Genomic DNA, 14,726 nt, shown 5'->3' with positions numbered 1-14,726 from the left:
CCTCCCTTATTTAGTAGTTTTTTGTTGGAGTAATAACGCTAACGCTGTTGTCAACTTGGTAATATTTTTATTGGCCAGACGCAACTTTTGGCTGATACTTTGACTTATTTTAAGTAAAATTTTGAAAGCCAGAAGAGGGTCTTCTTGAGCAAGCTTTAAAAAATCTTGTTGAGTAATTTTTAGTAATGTACATTGGGTTAAGGCAATTACATTGGCAGAGCGTCTGTCTGCGTCTATTAAGGCCATTTCTCCTAGCAGGGGATAGTCTTTCCCTTCCAAAATAGCCAGAGTTTTTTTGTTTTCTGTAAGAAAGGTTAATTTAGAAGCCACTTCTTCTGCCAGCATTTGTTTTACTATTTTGACCTTTCCTTGCACTAAAATAAAAAAATCCTGTCCTACACTTCCTTCTTTGAGGATGAAAGTAAATTCTTCTACTTCCACAACTTCTACTATATTTTGCAACTTTTCCAGTTGTTTTTCTTGCAAGTCAGCAAAAAGGGGAATGTTTTTTAGGTTAAGCATTTTTTAAGTAAATTAAGGCATCAAAATTTTTTAAAACAGTATCCCTGGGTGGCAATAAACACACTTCTGGCTCCAGGGAGTCAAATCTGTCTTCCAGGCCCGAAGCATTAAATAATTCTTGAATAAATTTATCCAGAGAGGAGTTTTCATCTAAAATATCTTTCAGAGAAATAGAAGCTTTTTCTTTGCATAGAGCAACAGGTATGACCTGCGGATTGTGAGTACAAAGTTCTTCCCAGGTGAATTCCTTTTCTTCAGAGGTCAAGGGCCTTAATTGAAGCAGATTGGGAGAAGCAGAAAGCAGTTTTTGAAAAAGGAAAAGATAAAAGGCGAGAAACTGGCCTGTCCCAAAAGTAAACTGGTAGCTTCAGAGCGCACTATTACCTGATCAGCTCCAGCTTTGAGTAAGTGTGGCTTGTTTTTGCTCTCTTTTATTTCTACAAAAATGGGTACTTGAGGTGCCAATTCTCTGGCTGTAAGTAAGGTGTAAAGCACCTCCTGGTCAGGGTCTTTTTCTTCTTCTGGCAGTAAGATAATAATGGTTTTTGCTTCCTGAAGGTTGGCTTGTTTTAAAAAATTTTCTCTTTTAGCCAGGCCATTTAGATAGTAAATTTCTTTTTCGGTTTCTGTTTTTATTTGTTCAAAGTGTTCTTCTTCCAGAGGTGCTACAATTAAAGTAGGTAAGGAGCTTTTTTTGATGATATTTATTCCCTGTTCGTTCCAGTTTAAAATAGCTAGATGGTTAACTAATTTCACTTTGGCTAATCCCTTACGTTTTTGTATTCTTTTTTCTATTAAAAAGGAAGCCAGATTTCCTGTCAAGATAGAAACAAAACCAATGCCAGTAAGCATTACTACAATTCCCAGTATTTTACCAGCCAGAGTACTGGGGACAATATCGCCATAACCAACAGTAGTGACAGTAACTACACTCCACCAAAGGGCGAGAAAAAAGTCTTTTTTTGCTCGAAGGCCAGGTTCCAGCCAGTAAAATAGGCTGGAACTGGCCCCAAAAAGCAAGATAAAAATAATTCCCAGTTTAAACCAGGTCTTTTGGAGCAGTTTAACCCAGTTAGTCTTCATCCAATTCTTCTTGCATTTTTAAAAGTTCTTCAAATCTAATGTCGGCTCCTAAAATTGCCTTAATTTCATCTTTTTCGTCAAAGATGGGTATGGATACGGTTAAGCAAAGTTTCCCTGTAAACATGGAACGATAAAAATCAGTAATGTGTAACTTGCCACTTTGCATAGGCACAATAAACCACTCTCTATTGGATAGGTCAGTACCTATAGGCATTTGTTCGTAGTTTTTCAGGTACTTGGGGTCACTAACCTTAAAGGTAAGGAGTTTACCTTTGTTGTCTGTAAGATAAATGTACTGAATAAAAGGATATTCATCTAAAAAGTGGCTTAAAAGAGGTTCTACCAGTTGTACATCTAGAGAAGAGATATCCTTTTCTTGGGACAGGTTAGTAATGATTTTGGCAGAGATATTGTGAGCCAGAATTTTAAGATGGTCAAATTGGGAGGGAAAGAGTTCGGGCATAAAACGTTTAACCAATTTTTCCATTTCTTCATGGGAAAAATTGGTAGTCCTTCCCTTTTCATAGGCTTGCATAATCTTGTTGTATATTTTTTGCACTGCAGGGTGCCTTTTGTCCACCTGTTTGTCTGGAGGTAGGTCCAGGTTGTGGTTTATCCAGTAGGCGACCCCGGCCTTTCCAGCCTTGTCTGTGATGATAATGGGAATGGGTCTATCTAAAAGCAGGTTGGTGTCAAAAATATTGTAGATTTCTTCGTTTTTCATCAAACCATCAATGTGGATGCCAGCACTGGTGGCATTAAAATCCCGACCAGCAAAGGGATAATTGGGAGGAATGTTCATTCCCAGTTCCTTTTGGAAGTATCTGGCTATTTCTGTGATTGTGGGTAGCAAGGCTGCATCGTCATTACCAGTGAGTGAAATATATTCAATGGCTAGGGCTTCTATCGGAGTATTGCCTGTCCTTTCCCCAAATCCGAAAAGGGAACCATTTACAGCAGCACAACCATAAAGCCAGGCTGTAACTCCATTGATAAAGCCTTTGTGAAAGTCATTGTGGCCATGCCACTCCAGCCACTGGCTGGGAACGCCTGCTTCATCAGTAAAGGTTCTGATTAATTTGGGTACAGCTCTAGGTAAAGCTGCTCCCGGATAGGGTACTCCCATACCCAGAGTATCACAGAGCCTGATTTTTACCGGCAGGCCACTTTCTTCTGCCAGGCGCATAAGTTTCTGGGCAAAGGGAATGCAAAAGCCATAGATGTCTGCTCTGGTGATGTCCTCAAAGTGGCAGCGGGGGACGATATTTAGTTCCAGGGCCTTTTCCACTATTTTTAGATAGTCTTCCAGGGCTTGCTTGCGGTCTTTTTTTAACTTTAAATAAATGTGATAATCAGAAACAGAAGTGAGCATTCCTGTTTCTCTGATTTTCATCTGTTTTACCAGTTTCAGGTCTTCTTCCTTGGCCCTAATCCAGGCAGTTATTTCTGGATAGCGATATCCTCGTTCCCGGCAAAGCTCTACAGCCTTTCGGTCCTTTTCAGAATAAAGGAAAAATTCACATTGTCGAATTAGCCCTGAATAACCACCCAGTTTATGTAAGAGGTCGTAGATTTTAAGAATCTGATCGGGAGCATAGGGAGGTCTTGCCTGTTGTCCATCCCTAAAGGTAGTATCTGTGATAAAGAAATCCTCTGGTGGCCTGGGGATTACAAAAGAGTCATCAAAATAGGTCCTACTGACTTTGCGATAAGGAAATATTTCTCTAAAAAGATTGGGTTCCTTTTCGTTGTGCAACTGGTAATCGCGTTTCACAGGATTACTGTGTATAAGTTTGCTTTTCATCTTCCCTCCCTTTTATTCTAAAATAAAAAACCCCAACCAAAATGGCTGGGGTTTTAGCTCTGTTCCTTTTAGTCTAACTTTAGAAGCTCCACCCCAGCTCCTGTCTTAGCTTTGCTGGGATATTGGCTGTTTGAGGTGGCAAATAGGGTCTGGGAGCCCCAGCCATTTTTCTGCTTTCTTTTAGTTCATCTAAAGAAAAGTCTCTGGGGATAGCAAAAACCTGATTGGGGTAAATTAAATCAGGATTTTTGATTTGGTCTCTATTGGCTTTGTAAATCAAAGGCCACATAAAAGGATCGTTATAAATATCTTTGTACTCAGCAATCCACCACAGACATTCACCTTTTACCACTTTGTGAGAGGTAGGTAATTTGGCATAGTTTTGTTCATAGAGCTCCATGGGAGAAGGAGCAACTACTTCTTCTGTTACCTTTTCTTCTACTACCTCAGATTGAGTGGTCTGGGTTTGCTCTTGTTTAGGAGCAACTGGTTCACTCTTCACCTCTTTTTTGGCACATCCAAAGGCCAAAAGGCTTAGGCCCAAGGCAGCCAAAATCAATAATTTTTTCATTTCTTGCCTCCTTTTTTATACTAAAAAACTGGTTACGACTTTAATCTTCGAAGCTCTATAGCAACATTTTTTGCTTCTTGCAACCCAACTTTGTGCTGAGGAGAAATTTTTAATCCTTCTTCCACAGCCTTTTGGGCTTCTTCCAACCATCCACCCTTGCGTAAACTTTTGGCAGCCAGAAAATACATTTGAGCAATATCTGGCTGATAAATTGCTTCCAGGAGTTTATGGTGAGAGGGTTTAAAGACTTTTTTCACCAGTTCACTCTGGGCAAAGAAGAAACGGGCCAGGAGTTCATTGTCCCGATGATGAGGCAAATAAAGCAGAAAAAGGTTGCGTAAGTGAAATTGGAGAAATTTAATTCTTTTTATCTCTCTTTCTATGGATTCTGAAGTCTGTTTCAACACTTGATAAAGTTCTTTTACTGTGAGCTTAATTTGAGGGGGAAGTTCTTTTTGGGCCTGAATTTCTTCAAACCAGGGGCGGTAACGGTTTTGTTGATAGGCATCTTCTTTTAGCTTCATGGATTCGTGGAAAATATAGCCTAAACTCCAGTCAATAAGTTGCGCTAAAAGAGGCGCTTTTTTTCATTTTTGGAGAGGATGTGAACCATGTCTTTGAGTCTCCATAAAGGCCCTTTGCTCATTTCCTCTCCCACCAGTTCTTGAAAAAAGAGAAAATGGACCCGCTTTTCTTGTTCAAAAAAGTTAAACTCTTTTTCCAGTTCACAACTAATGAGACAAAAGTCCCTTAAGATATCCCGTACAAATTCTGGAATTTTTTTGTTTATCCACTTCTTTGACATGCAAAAAAAATAGCATTAGTTCCAAGAAAGTGTAAAGCTTTTTTAGGGGTTTAGTTTTGCCTAAAAAAATTATTTTAATTTCCATTTTAGCTTCCCTTATAACTATTGGTTTAAAACTAGGTGCTGCTTATGTAAGTAATTCTGTAGGCATATTCTCAGATGCTTTGGAGTCTTTTATTAACCTCATTGCCAGTTGTGTGGCCTATATGGCCTTGAGTTTGGCTGAAAGGCCAGCAGATAAGAAACACACCTATGGTTATAATAAGGTAGAATACTTTGCCAGTGGCTTGGAAGGCGGACTTATTTTAGTGGCCTCTGGGGGTATTTTTTATGCCGCCTTTAAGAGGTTTTTGCATCCCCAGGAACTCAACTCTCTGGATTGGGGAGTGTTTTTGGTCCTGCTTAGTGCTGTGGTAAATGCAATAGTGGCCTGGATTCTGTTAAGAGGGGCCAGGCGCTATAACTCTATTGTCTTAGAAGCAGATGCCAAGCACTTACTTACAGACGTGATTACTACCCTGGGAGTGTCTTTGGGAGTGGGCATTGTTTATTTTTGGCCTCAGTTAAAGGTCGTGGACCCTTTGCTAGCCCTTCTGGTAGCCCTGCAAATTTTGCGTACTGGTTATGAACTTACTCAAAAATCCTTTTGGGGACTTTTAGATAGGGCCTTACCTCAAGAAGAACAGGAGCAAATTGAAAAGATAGTGAAAAATCATTCTGTTGAACTTACCTTACACAACTTGAGAACCCGCAAATCAGGGAAAAAAAGGTTTATTGACTTTCACTTACTTCTGGATGGAAAAACCAGTGTGCAACAGGCCCATGATATCTGTTGTGAACTGGAAGAAGAGATTCGCAAGGCGTTTCCTGAAAGTGAAACTACCATTCATGTAGAGCCCATAGAGGATAAAAGGTCCTGGAAGGACGACTTCCTCAGGCAAGCAGAGAAAAATAAAAAATAAAAATAAGGCCGGGCAGAAGGCCAGGGGTAGTTGTCTTTGGTATATATTGTGCAAAGTTACATTTAGGTAGAAGATTGTTAGCTGGAAAGGCAGTTCTAATTAAATCCAGCTTAACTTACTAAGAAAAAGGGAGTGTTAATTATGAAAGGAATAGTTTTGGCTGGTGGCTCAGGGACCAGGCTTTATCCTTTGACTTTGAGTGTGAGCAAGCAGTTGTTGCCAGTATATGACAAGCCCATGATTTATTACCCGCTATCCATTCTTTTTCTGGCTGGCATTCGGGAAATTTTAATTATTTCCACTCCTCAAGATTTGCCCAGGTTTGAACAGCTTCTGGGCGATGGGCAGATGTTGGGCGTTAAATTTAGCTATGTGGTACAACCTAGGCCAGAAGGGCTGGCTCAGGCCTTTATTCTGGGCGAAGAATTTATTGGTGAAGATAGTGTTTGTCTGGTCCTGGGGGATAATATTCTCTATGGAGAAGGACTGTCCAAGGTCCTGGCTGAATGCGTAAACCTTTCTAAAGGGGGGATTATTTTTGGTTATCCAGTTAAAAATCCCAGTCGCTATGGAGTGGTGAACTTTGATAAAAAGGGGAGGGTGCTGGGAATAGAGGAAAAGCCCAAACAACCCAAATCCAAATACGCAGTCCCAGGAATTTATTTTTACGACAACCAGGTCGTAGAAATAGCCAAACAGATTAAGCCTTCCTGGCGGGGAGAGCTGGAAATCACTGATGTAAATAATGCCTATTTGTCCAAAGGCCAATTGGTGGTCAAACTTTTGGGCAGAGGTTATGCCTGGCTGGATGCAGGCACGCATGCTTCCCTGCACCAGGCCAGCAGCTTTATTCAGGCTATTCAGGAAAGACAGGGTTTTAAAATAGGTTGTTTAGAAGAAATTGCCTATCGCAAGGGTTTTATTGATAAAGAAAAATTACTTTTTTGGGCAGAAAAGTACGCCAAAAATGAATATGGAGATTATTTGCGTGCTGTGGCTGAAGAAGAATAGGAGGAGTTGTTTTTCAGGGCATTTATCTTTTGATTGTAGAAGAGGATTAAGCTTTTTCTGGAAAGCATTCCTACAAGATATAAGCCAGGTTCATCTTTTACAACAGGTATTTCTTCTATGTTTTTTTGTCCAAATTTTTTAAATACTGAGGCTAAATCTTCTTCAAGGTGAGTATAGATAAAATTTTTAAGCGCTAAATCGTCCATTACAATTAAATCATTTATATTTTGGTCATAGAGAAAGGGCCTAATATCTCTTAAGTCTATTATTCCTTTTAAGGTGTTGTTTTCTACCAGGCAGAAATAGTTTCTTTTAGTTTTACAGATAAGGGTTTTAAACTTTTGCAAGGTCATTCTGGGTGAAACTATGATTGGTTTTTTAAATTCATTTATGAGTTCCTTTACCTTGTATTCTTGCATTATATCCAGGAATAATTCTCCCTTATGAGCTGGAGAGCTAAATTTATTGGCTACTTGCCTGGAGTAGATGGTCCATTTGTGCATTAAGATATAAGTAAGAGAGCAGACTAAAAGACTGGGAATAAGTAGCTCATAAGAGCCAGTGAGTTCGCTGATAAAAATAATGGTGGCAATGGGAGTGTTGGATACTCCAGCAAAAAAGCCCGCCATACTCACAATAACAAAGGCAGAGGGGCTAAGGTTTAAAGTGGGAAAGGCAAAGTGTAAAAAATTGCCCACCAGCCCGCCTATGGCTCCGCCAATGACAATGGAAGGACCAAAGACTCCGCCACTTCCCCCAGAGCTGATGGTAAAAGAGGTGGTAAAAATTTTCCCCAGCCCAAGGGTTAGAAGGGTAAGCAGGGTTAATTCGTTGTTGATAGCTTGCTGTAAGTAACCATAGCCAAAACCTAGAGTGTGAGGCCAGAAAAAACCTATAATACCAGTTAAAAGTCCTCCCAGAGCGGGTTTAAAGTAGTTGGGGATATTTAGTTTTTTAAAGTAGTTATGTACAGCGTGAAAGGTGGAAACATAGAAAATGCCCACTCCTGCCAGAACAACAGCCAGGAACAAAAAAGGTAGCAACTGGGTTGCCCTGGTGATTTGGATAGAAGGAGCAGTAAAAAGGCCCTGAAAACCATATACGCTGGCAAAAATGGAAAAGGCCACTAAAGAAGCTATGCTGGCAGGTAAGATGGCCTCTGCTTCCAGGTCAGATTCCTTGTAGAGCACTTCAGCTGCAAAAAGGGCTCCTGCCAGAGGCGCTTTAAAGATACTGCCAATGCCTGCTCCCAGGCCAGCCAGGATAAGTACTCTTCTTTCATCTGGGCTCAGACCCAACTTTTCAGCCAAAAAGGCGCCAAAGCCCGCTCCAATCTGGGCAATGGGGCCTTCTCTTCCGCCTGAACCGCCAGTAGTCAGAGTTAAGAGAGAAGCCAGCATTTTTAAAGGAGGTACTCTTTTGCGCATATAACCATTTTGAAAGTGATAGCTTTCAATAACCGCATCTGTACCGTGTCCTTCAGCTTCTGGACAAAAGAAATAGAGCAGGAGTCCACACAACAGGCCGCCTAAGGTGGGCAAGATAAGAAATAAGTAGGGACGCAGGGGCGCAGAGGAAGTGGTAAGGCTTTGGCCTTCTCCTCCAGGTAGGGGTGGAAAATAACCGGCTAAAAAGTGAAAGAAAAATTCTACTCCCCGGGTGGATAGGAACTGGAAAAGAATGGACATACATCCGGCAGCAATGCCTACCAGGATGTAAAGCAGCATCCACCTGCTTATTTTTTTGAACCAGGAAGCCAAGTTTGCTCCTTACTTGATTTTTAGTTTTAAACTAACTTCTCCAGGCACAAAGCCTTTTAGTTCAGAGAGCATGGCCAGCAGTGTTTTTTCAATTAACTTGCAGACAAAGGGATTGGTGCTTAAGGGGTGCCCATTTACTTTTATTTCCAGGCGGTCTTGCTTTAGAGCCTTACACACACTTATATTGGCTTTACCCTGGACAATTAACTTACCTGCTTCCAGGCACCCTTTTAATCCACAGGCTTCACAATCAAGACCAGGCAAAATAAATCCCTTTTCTTCTATTAAAGTAACAATTTCTTCTGGTTTGGCAATATGTTTTAAGGGGGAATTAAAGGGTTTGGGACTATAGTAGGCAAGGCTTAAGCCATTATCCAACTTTTGTAGGTCTTCTTCTTTTTGGGGTAAGATAATTCTGGGTAGCCAGGTCAGGTGTTTACCCCCTTCTACTAAAAGGATATGGCTGCTGAGTAAGGGAAGTAAATCAGGCAGGTATTTTTTTTCTGGCCAACTGATAAAACTTTCTTTTTCATTTAGCCCTATACTGATACATTTTTGCTTTAAAAACTTTCCTGTATCTGTGTTGGCCAGATTAAAGGTGTGATGGGAAAACTTGGCCACTCCTACTTTTTTGCCTTTTTTTTGAAACAGTTCTATTACTTGAGAAATTAAAGTAGTTTTGCCTGATTTTTTATAACCTACAAAAGCTATGCCTTTTAAATTGCCCTCCATGAAAAAATCCTCCTTAAACTTTTGACAAGCTAGGCCTCTTTGCACTAACAGAACTAAATTCTGGCTTGGAAAAATATTTCTAAATTAGGGTAGTATAAAGAAAATGGCAAGAATAAATAAGATCAAAGGTTTTGCAGATTTATTTCCTCCAGAGAGTAATCTTTATGTATTTATGGAGGAGAGGGCAAGAAAGGTTTTTCCTCTTTATGGTTATGAGGAAATCAGGATTCCTGTTCTGGAAAAGACAGAGCTTTTTGCTCGTTCCATTGGTGGAGAAACCGATATTGTGCAAAAGGAGATGTATACCTTTGCTGATCGCAAGGGCAGAAGTTTGACCTTACGGCCTGAAGCTACGGCTGGTGTGGTCAGGGCCTTTATTGAAAGTGGAATGGCTTCTAGAGAAGGCGTGTATAAGTTTTTTACCTTTGGCCCTATGTTTCGCTATGAGCGGCCGCAAAAGGGAAGGATGCGCCAATTCCATCAGATTGATGTGGAGATGTTTGGGCCAGAACATCCCCAGGCTGATGGAGAGTTGATTTTAATGCTTTTTAATTATTTACAGGAACTGGGGCTTAATTCCCTGACCTTTTATGTAAATTCTTTGGGTTGCAAGGAATGCAGACCTCAATTCCAGGAAAAGTTAGTGGCTTTTTTAACTCAAGTGCCAGAGGAAAACCTGTGTGCAGATTGTCAGCGTAGGCGCACTACCAACCCCTTGCGAGTTCTGGATTGCAAGGTGGAAAAGTGTCGGGAAGTGGTTAGAGAGGCTCCCAAAATCACGGATTGCCTTTGTGAGGAATGTAAAAAACACTTTGAGCAAGTAATAACTATTCTCAACCAATCCCAAATTCCCTGGGAGCACAATCCCTTTTTGGTTAGAGGGCTGGACTATTATCAGCGTACCACCTTTGAGGTGGTTTCCTTTGATGCCAATATTGGTGCACAAAGTGCCATTGCTGGAGGTGGTCGCTATGATGGGTTGGTGCGCAATCTGGGTGGACCAGATGTGCCAGGCCTTGGTTTTGCCTGTGGTATGGAGAGGATTGCTTTACTCCTGGAAGGCCAAAAACAAAACTCTTTGGACTTTTTTGTAGCTATTATTGCGGAGCAGGCCCTTAATGCCGGAATAGAGTTGGCTCAGAGGTTGCGCCAAAAGGGATATAGAGGAGAAGTGAGTTTTGAAGCCAAGAGCCTTAAGGCCCACTTAAGACAGGCAAATAAAAAGAAGAGCAGGACTTGTTTGATTTTGGGAGAAGAAGAGTTGGTCCAAAAAGTAGTACAGGTAAAAAACCTACAAACAGGCCTTCAACAGAGCGTGGCCTGGGAAGACATAGAGCAAGCTTTAGGAATACTTTTTTAAAGGGGAGAAGAAGAAATGGAGCGCAAAAAACAAGTTGCTTTGGATAGCCTGGGAGGCTGGAAAAGAACTCATAGTTGTGGGCAGTTGTCCTTGCAAGAGGATGGTCAGGAAGTATGTTTGATGGGGTGGGTGCAATTTAGACGCGACCATGGCGGACTTATTTTTATAGATTTAAGGGATAGAGAAGGCTTAACTCAAGTGGTTTTTGCCCCTGAGGTGAACCAGGAAGCCCTGGAAAGAGCTCATGTGCTTAGAAGTGAAGATGTCATTGCCATTAAAGGCTTGGTGCGTCCCAGACCTAAAGATATGATTAATCCCAAGCTTAAGACAGGAGAGATAGAAGTTGTTGTAAAGGAGTTTAAGATTTTAAATGCAGCTAAAACTCCACCTTTTTTAATTGAGGATAGGGCTGAAGTATCTGAGAATTTGCGTCTGAAGTACAGGTATTTAGATTTACGGCGTCCCTTTATGACCCAGAATCTTGTCTTGCGCAGTAAAGCAGCCCAGAGTGTGCGCAATTACCTCTCTGGCTTGGGCTTTTTAGAGCTGGAAACACCTGTTTTAACCAAAAGTACTCCCGAGGGAGCCAGGGATTTTTTGGTTCCCAGTAGATTAAATCCAGGTAATTTTTATGCTTTGCCTCAATCTCCGCAGCTTTTTAAACAGCTTTTTATGGTTGCTGGGTTTGATCGTTACTATCAGATTGTAAAGTGTTTTCGGGATGAAGATTTAAGAGCAGATAGACAACCTGAGTTTACCCAGATTGATATAGAGATGTCCTTTGTGGAAGAAGAAGATGTAATGACTATGGCTGAAGGCTTAATTGCTGCTCTGTTTAAAGATGTGTTGGGCCTGGAAGTGAAAACTCCTTTTCCCAGAATGACTTTTGCTCAGGCTATTGCGGATTATGGCCTGGATAAACCGGATGTGCGTTTTGACTTGCTGTTAAAGGATGTCACCTCTATTGTGAAAAATTCAGAGTTTAAGCTCTTTAGCAGTGCAGAACTGGTCAAGGCCTTGAACTTACCTGGAGGATCTACCTTATCCAGAAAGGAGATAGACGATTTAACTGAGTTCGTAAAAATATACGGAGCCAAGGGCCTGGCCTGGATAAAAATCAAAGAAAAGGAATGGCAGTCTCCCATTGCCAAGTTTTTAAGTGCAGAGGAAAAGCAGGGCTTGACCCAGGCTTTGGGACTAAAGCCAGGAGATATTGTCTTCTTCCAGGCTGGTCCCAAAGAGGTTGTGAATACAGCTTTAGGTTATTTACGTTTAAAATTGGGCGAAATGTTTAAACTTATTCCTGAAAACACCTATGCCTTTACCTGGGTGGTGGATTTTCCCCTTTTGGAGTGGGATGAAGAAGAAAAACGCTGGGTGGCAAGGCACCATCCCTTTACCTCTCCCAAGGTGGAAGACCTGGCTTTACTGGAGACAAATCCAGAAAAGGCTTTGGCCAGGGCTTATGACCTGGTGTTAAATGGACATGAAATTGGAGGAGGCTCTATTCGTATCCACACCAGTGAGATGCAACAAAAGATGTTTCAGGTACTGGGTATCGAGCCAGAAGAGGCTCAGGAAAAGTTTGGTTTTCTCCTGGAAGCCTTAAAATACGGCACTCCGCCGCACGGTGGTATTGCCTTTGGTTTTGACCGTATTATTATGCTTATGACTGGAGCTAAATCCATTCGAGATGTAATAGCCTTTCCCAAGACTCAAAAGGCTACCTGTTTGCTTACTGATGCGCCCAGTGAGGTGAGCTCCAGGCAATTAAGAGAGCTACATTTAAGGCTTAGAGAGAGAAAAGAGGAGTAAATCTTGAGTTTGAAAATAATTACTTATCCCAATGAGATTTTGGCCCGTAAATCCGAGCCAGTGCAGGCAATAGACGAGGACCTCAAAAAACTGGCTCAGGATATGGTGGAAACCATGTATGAAAACAAGGGCATTGGCCTGGCTGCTCCCCAGGTGGGAAAAAATTTGCGTCTGATTACAGTGGATATCTCTGGACCAGAGAAACGAGAAGATTTGATGATTTTGGTCAATCCAGAGATTGTGGAAAAGAAGGGGAAGTGGAAGGTGAAGAGGGGTGCCTGAGTGTCATTGGCTATAGGGCCAGGGTAAAAAGGGCAGCCAGAGTAAAGGTAAAGGCCAAAAATCTGGAAGGAGAGGATATAGAACTGGAGGCTGAGGAACTCCTGGCCATTTGTCTCCAACATGAAATAGACCATCTGGATGGGATTTTGTTTATTGACCGCATTAGTCGCTTAAAACGCAATTTATACGATAAAAGGCTGCAGAAATGGCTGAAGCAAAGAAAAAAATAGTGTTTATGGGCACTCCTGAGTTTGCAGCCACCATTTTAGAAGCAGTTTCTTTGTGGAATGGTGGGCAAATAGTGGGAGTTTACACTCAGCCAGATAAACCTGCAGGCAGAGGAAGAAAGGTAAAATGCTCTCCTGTAAAGGAACTGGCTTTACAAAAGGGCTTGCCTTTATTCCAACCTCAAAATTTTAAGTCCGTAGAAGAAGTGGAAAAGCTTGCTAAGTTGCAGCCAGACTTTCTGGTGGTAGCTGCTTATGGGCTTATTCTACCCAGGGTTGTGTTAGATATCCCTAAAATTGCGCCTTTAAATGTGCATGCTTCCCTTTTGCCCAGATATCGAGGAGCAGCACCCATTCAACGCGCTATTTTACAGGGAGAAAAGGTAACAGGCATAACCATTATGCTCATGGAAGAGGGCTTGGATAGTGGCCCCATTGTATTACAGCGGGCCATGGCCATTGATATTAATGACACAGCCAAGACCCTGCACGATGATCTGGCTAAGCTGGGGGCAGAACTTATCGTGGAAGCCCTGGAAAAGATGAGTGCAGGTAAGATTACTCCTCTTCCCCAGCCAGAACACCTGGCTACCTATGCCCCTAAGCTGAGTAAAGAAGAGGGATTGGTGGACTTTAATCGTCCTGCTTGGGAGGTACACAATCAAATAAGGGGCCTTTTCCCCTGGCCTGGAGCTTATTTTTACTTTACCAAAGCTGATGGCCGCCAGATTAAAGTAAACCTTTTTCCTGGACAAATTGGGGAAAAGGTGGAGGATAGCCTGGTGCCAGGGAGCATACAGTTTAAAGAAAACAAAATTGCCTTTGCCTGTAAGGATAACTTTTATCTGGTGGAAAAGCTAAAGCCTGCCAATGGTAAATTAATGGAGGCCACGGCCTTTTACTGTGGTTTTTTAAGCAAGTGTCTGGAAAATGAGCAAAGATGACTATCAGAGTTTAAATAAAGAGATTCAAGATACCATTCCGGTCAAAAAACGGCTCTTTATCGGGCTTATTCTTCTGACTTCTTTTTTGTTGTGCCTGCTTTTAGTGGGATTGTGGGTGGTTCCCTATGTGGGATTGCGGCAAATCCATCCTTTAGCTCCTTATGTCCTAGCTGGTCTGCTGGGACTGATATTTATAGGAATAATTTGGTCCTCTTTGGGCTTGGTCCTGAGCATAATATTAAAGAAAAATGTTCTCCTTGCCCATAAAATTAGAGGTTTAACCATTAAATTCTTTTTACCTCTCATGGTGGGAGTGGGAAGAATTTTTAACATTTCCAAACAAAAGGTAAGGGCTTCTTTTATTAAAGTAAATAATGAACTGGTGTTAAGTTCCAGTAAAAAATATAAACCTCAAGAGATATTGCTTTTACTTCCTCACTGTTTGCAAAATAGCTTATGTGATAAAAGGTTAACTTATAATATTTATAATTGTGAAGAATGCGGTAAATGCCCTTTAGCTGGTCTTATTAAATTGCATAAAAAATATGGCATCAATATAGCAATTGCTACTGGAGGGACTATAGCCAGAAGAATTGTAGTTACCACCAGACCCAAGATGATAATAGCTGTTGCTTGTGAAAGAGATTTATCCAGTGGTATTCAGGATACATATCCTTTGCCTGTGTATGGTATTTTAAATAAACGGCCTAAAGGACCCTGTTTAGACACCTTGGTTCCTTTAAAGCAGGTAGAAAAGGCCCTGGAGTACTGTTAATGGCCAATTAAAATGAGCCCTAATCGGACAATAATTTTGAGCCACTTCTAGAGTGCAACAGATGGCAAAAGGC

At 41.4% G+C, this 14,726-nt stretch carries 15 protein-coding genes and 1 pseudogene; 7 read left to right on the top strand and 9 right to left on the bottom strand.

Features of this window, described 5'->3' with window-relative positions; all coding sequences use genetic code 11:
* Window positions 1-6: 6 nt before the first annotated feature.
* The 7 genes from ACZ42F_RS08895 to ACZ42F_RS08865 form a co-directional block, all read right to left on the bottom strand.
* Window positions 7-522 (bottom strand): cyclic nucleotide-binding domain-containing protein, encoded by a 516-nt coding sequence (locus ACZ42F_RS08895; protein ID WP_464278715.1) that lies wholly within the window; start codon window positions 520-522, stop codon window positions 7-9.
* Window positions 515-787, bottom strand: a complete 273-nt coding sequence (locus ACZ42F_RS08890; protein WP_464278714.1) for a hypothetical protein — start codon at window positions 785-787, stop codon at window positions 515-517. Before ACZ42F_RS08890 ends, ACZ42F_RS08895 begins: the two co-directional genes overlap by 8 nt.
* Before the next feature lie 5 nt (window positions 788-792).
* On the bottom strand, window positions 793-1,605 hold the full coding sequence (locus ACZ42F_RS08885; RefSeq protein ID WP_464278713.1) for a potassium channel family protein: 813 nt from the start codon (window positions 1,603-1,605) through the stop codon (window positions 793-795).
* Window positions 1,595-3,409, bottom strand: coding sequence for a triose-phosphate isomerase (locus ACZ42F_RS08880; RefSeq protein WP_464278712.1), 1,815 nt, complete (start codon window positions 3,407-3,409; stop codon window positions 1,595-1,597). The genes ACZ42F_RS08885 and ACZ42F_RS08880 overlap by 11 nt, the downstream gene beginning before the upstream one ends.
* 79 nt (window positions 3,410-3,488) lie before the next feature.
* Complete coding sequence (locus ACZ42F_RS08875; RefSeq protein ID WP_029967483.1) at window positions 3,489-3,980, bottom strand: LysM peptidoglycan-binding domain-containing protein; 492 nt, start codon at window positions 3,978-3,980, stop codon at window positions 3,489-3,491.
* A gap of 32 nt (window positions 3,981-4,012) precedes the next feature.
* Complete coding sequence (locus ACZ42F_RS08870) at window positions 4,013-4,504, bottom strand: hypothetical protein (protein ID WP_464278711.1); 492 nt, start codon at window positions 4,502-4,504, stop codon at window positions 4,013-4,015.
* Between the two features lie 44 nt (window positions 4,505-4,548).
* The gene (locus ACZ42F_RS08865) at window positions 4,549-4,785 is read right to left on the bottom strand and encodes a hypothetical protein (protein WP_464278710.1); all 237 of its coding nucleotides are present in this window, start codon (window positions 4,783-4,785) and stop codon (window positions 4,549-4,551) included.
* Between the two features lie 56 nt (window positions 4,786-4,841).
* Here ACZ42F_RS08865 and ACZ42F_RS08860 point away from each other — a divergent pair, with 56 nt between their 5' ends.
* Window positions 4,842-5,747, top strand: a complete 906-nt coding sequence (locus ACZ42F_RS08860) for a cation diffusion facilitator family transporter (RefSeq protein WP_464278709.1) — start codon at window positions 4,842-4,844, stop codon at window positions 5,745-5,747.
* Window positions 5,748-5,888: 141 nt separating this feature from the next.
* Entirely contained in the window at window positions 5,889-6,758 is an 870-nt protein-coding gene (gene rfbA, locus ACZ42F_RS08855; RefSeq protein WP_029967489.1) for a glucose-1-phosphate thymidylyltransferase RfbA, read from the top strand.
* On the opposite strand, the gene ACZ42F_RS08850 is transcribed toward rfbA, so the two are convergent.
* Window positions 6,728-8,518, bottom strand: coding sequence for a chloride channel protein (locus ACZ42F_RS08850; protein ID WP_029967491.1), 1,791 nt, complete (start codon window positions 8,516-8,518; stop codon window positions 6,728-6,730). The two genes, rfbA and ACZ42F_RS08850, sit on opposite strands and share 31 nt — an antisense overlap.
* 9 nt (window positions 8,519-8,527) lie before the next feature.
* The gene (locus tag ACZ42F_RS08845; protein ID WP_464278708.1) at window positions 8,528-9,250 is read right to left on the bottom strand and encodes a molybdopterin-guanine dinucleotide biosynthesis protein MobB; all 723 of its coding nucleotides are present in this window, start codon (window positions 9,248-9,250) and stop codon (window positions 8,528-8,530) included.
* Between the two features lie 103 nt (window positions 9,251-9,353).
* Here ACZ42F_RS08845 and hisS point away from each other — a divergent pair, with 103 nt between their 5' ends.
* The 5 genes and pseudogenes from hisS (at window position 9,354) to ACZ42F_RS08820 (ending at window position 14,653) form a co-directional block, all read left to right on the top strand.
* Window positions 9,354-10,610 (top strand): histidine--tRNA ligase, encoded by a 1,257-nt coding sequence (gene hisS / locus ACZ42F_RS08840; protein WP_464278707.1) that lies wholly within the window; start codon window positions 9,354-9,356, stop codon window positions 10,608-10,610.
* Window positions 10,611-10,625: 15 nt separating this feature from the next.
* Window positions 10,626-12,425 carry an aspartate--tRNA ligase gene (aspS, locus tag ACZ42F_RS08835; RefSeq protein ID WP_464278706.1) on the top strand — a complete coding sequence of 600 codons (1,800 nt, stop codon included), beginning with the start codon at window positions 10,626-10,628 and terminating at the stop codon, window positions 12,423-12,425.
* Window positions 12,426-12,428: 3 nt separating this feature from the next.
* Window positions 12,429-12,937: pseudogene (gene def, locus ACZ42F_RS08830) on the top strand (peptide deformylase).
* Window positions 12,913-13,878 (top strand): methionyl-tRNA formyltransferase, encoded by a 966-nt coding sequence (gene fmt, locus ACZ42F_RS08825; protein WP_464278705.1) that lies wholly within the window; start codon window positions 12,913-12,915, stop codon window positions 13,876-13,878. Before def ends, fmt begins: the two are co-directional and overlap by 25 nt.
* Complete coding sequence (locus ACZ42F_RS08820) at window positions 13,865-14,653, top strand: DUF116 domain-containing protein (RefSeq protein ID WP_464278704.1); 789 nt, start codon at window positions 13,865-13,867, stop codon at window positions 14,651-14,653. The genes fmt and ACZ42F_RS08820 overlap by 14 nt, the downstream gene beginning before the upstream one ends.
* Window positions 14,654-14,726: the final 73 nt, after the last annotated feature.

It is taken from the genome of Desulfonauticus autotrophicus (genome assembly GCF_055381725.1).
This window is presented reverse-complemented; position numbering and strand designations above follow the sequence as displayed.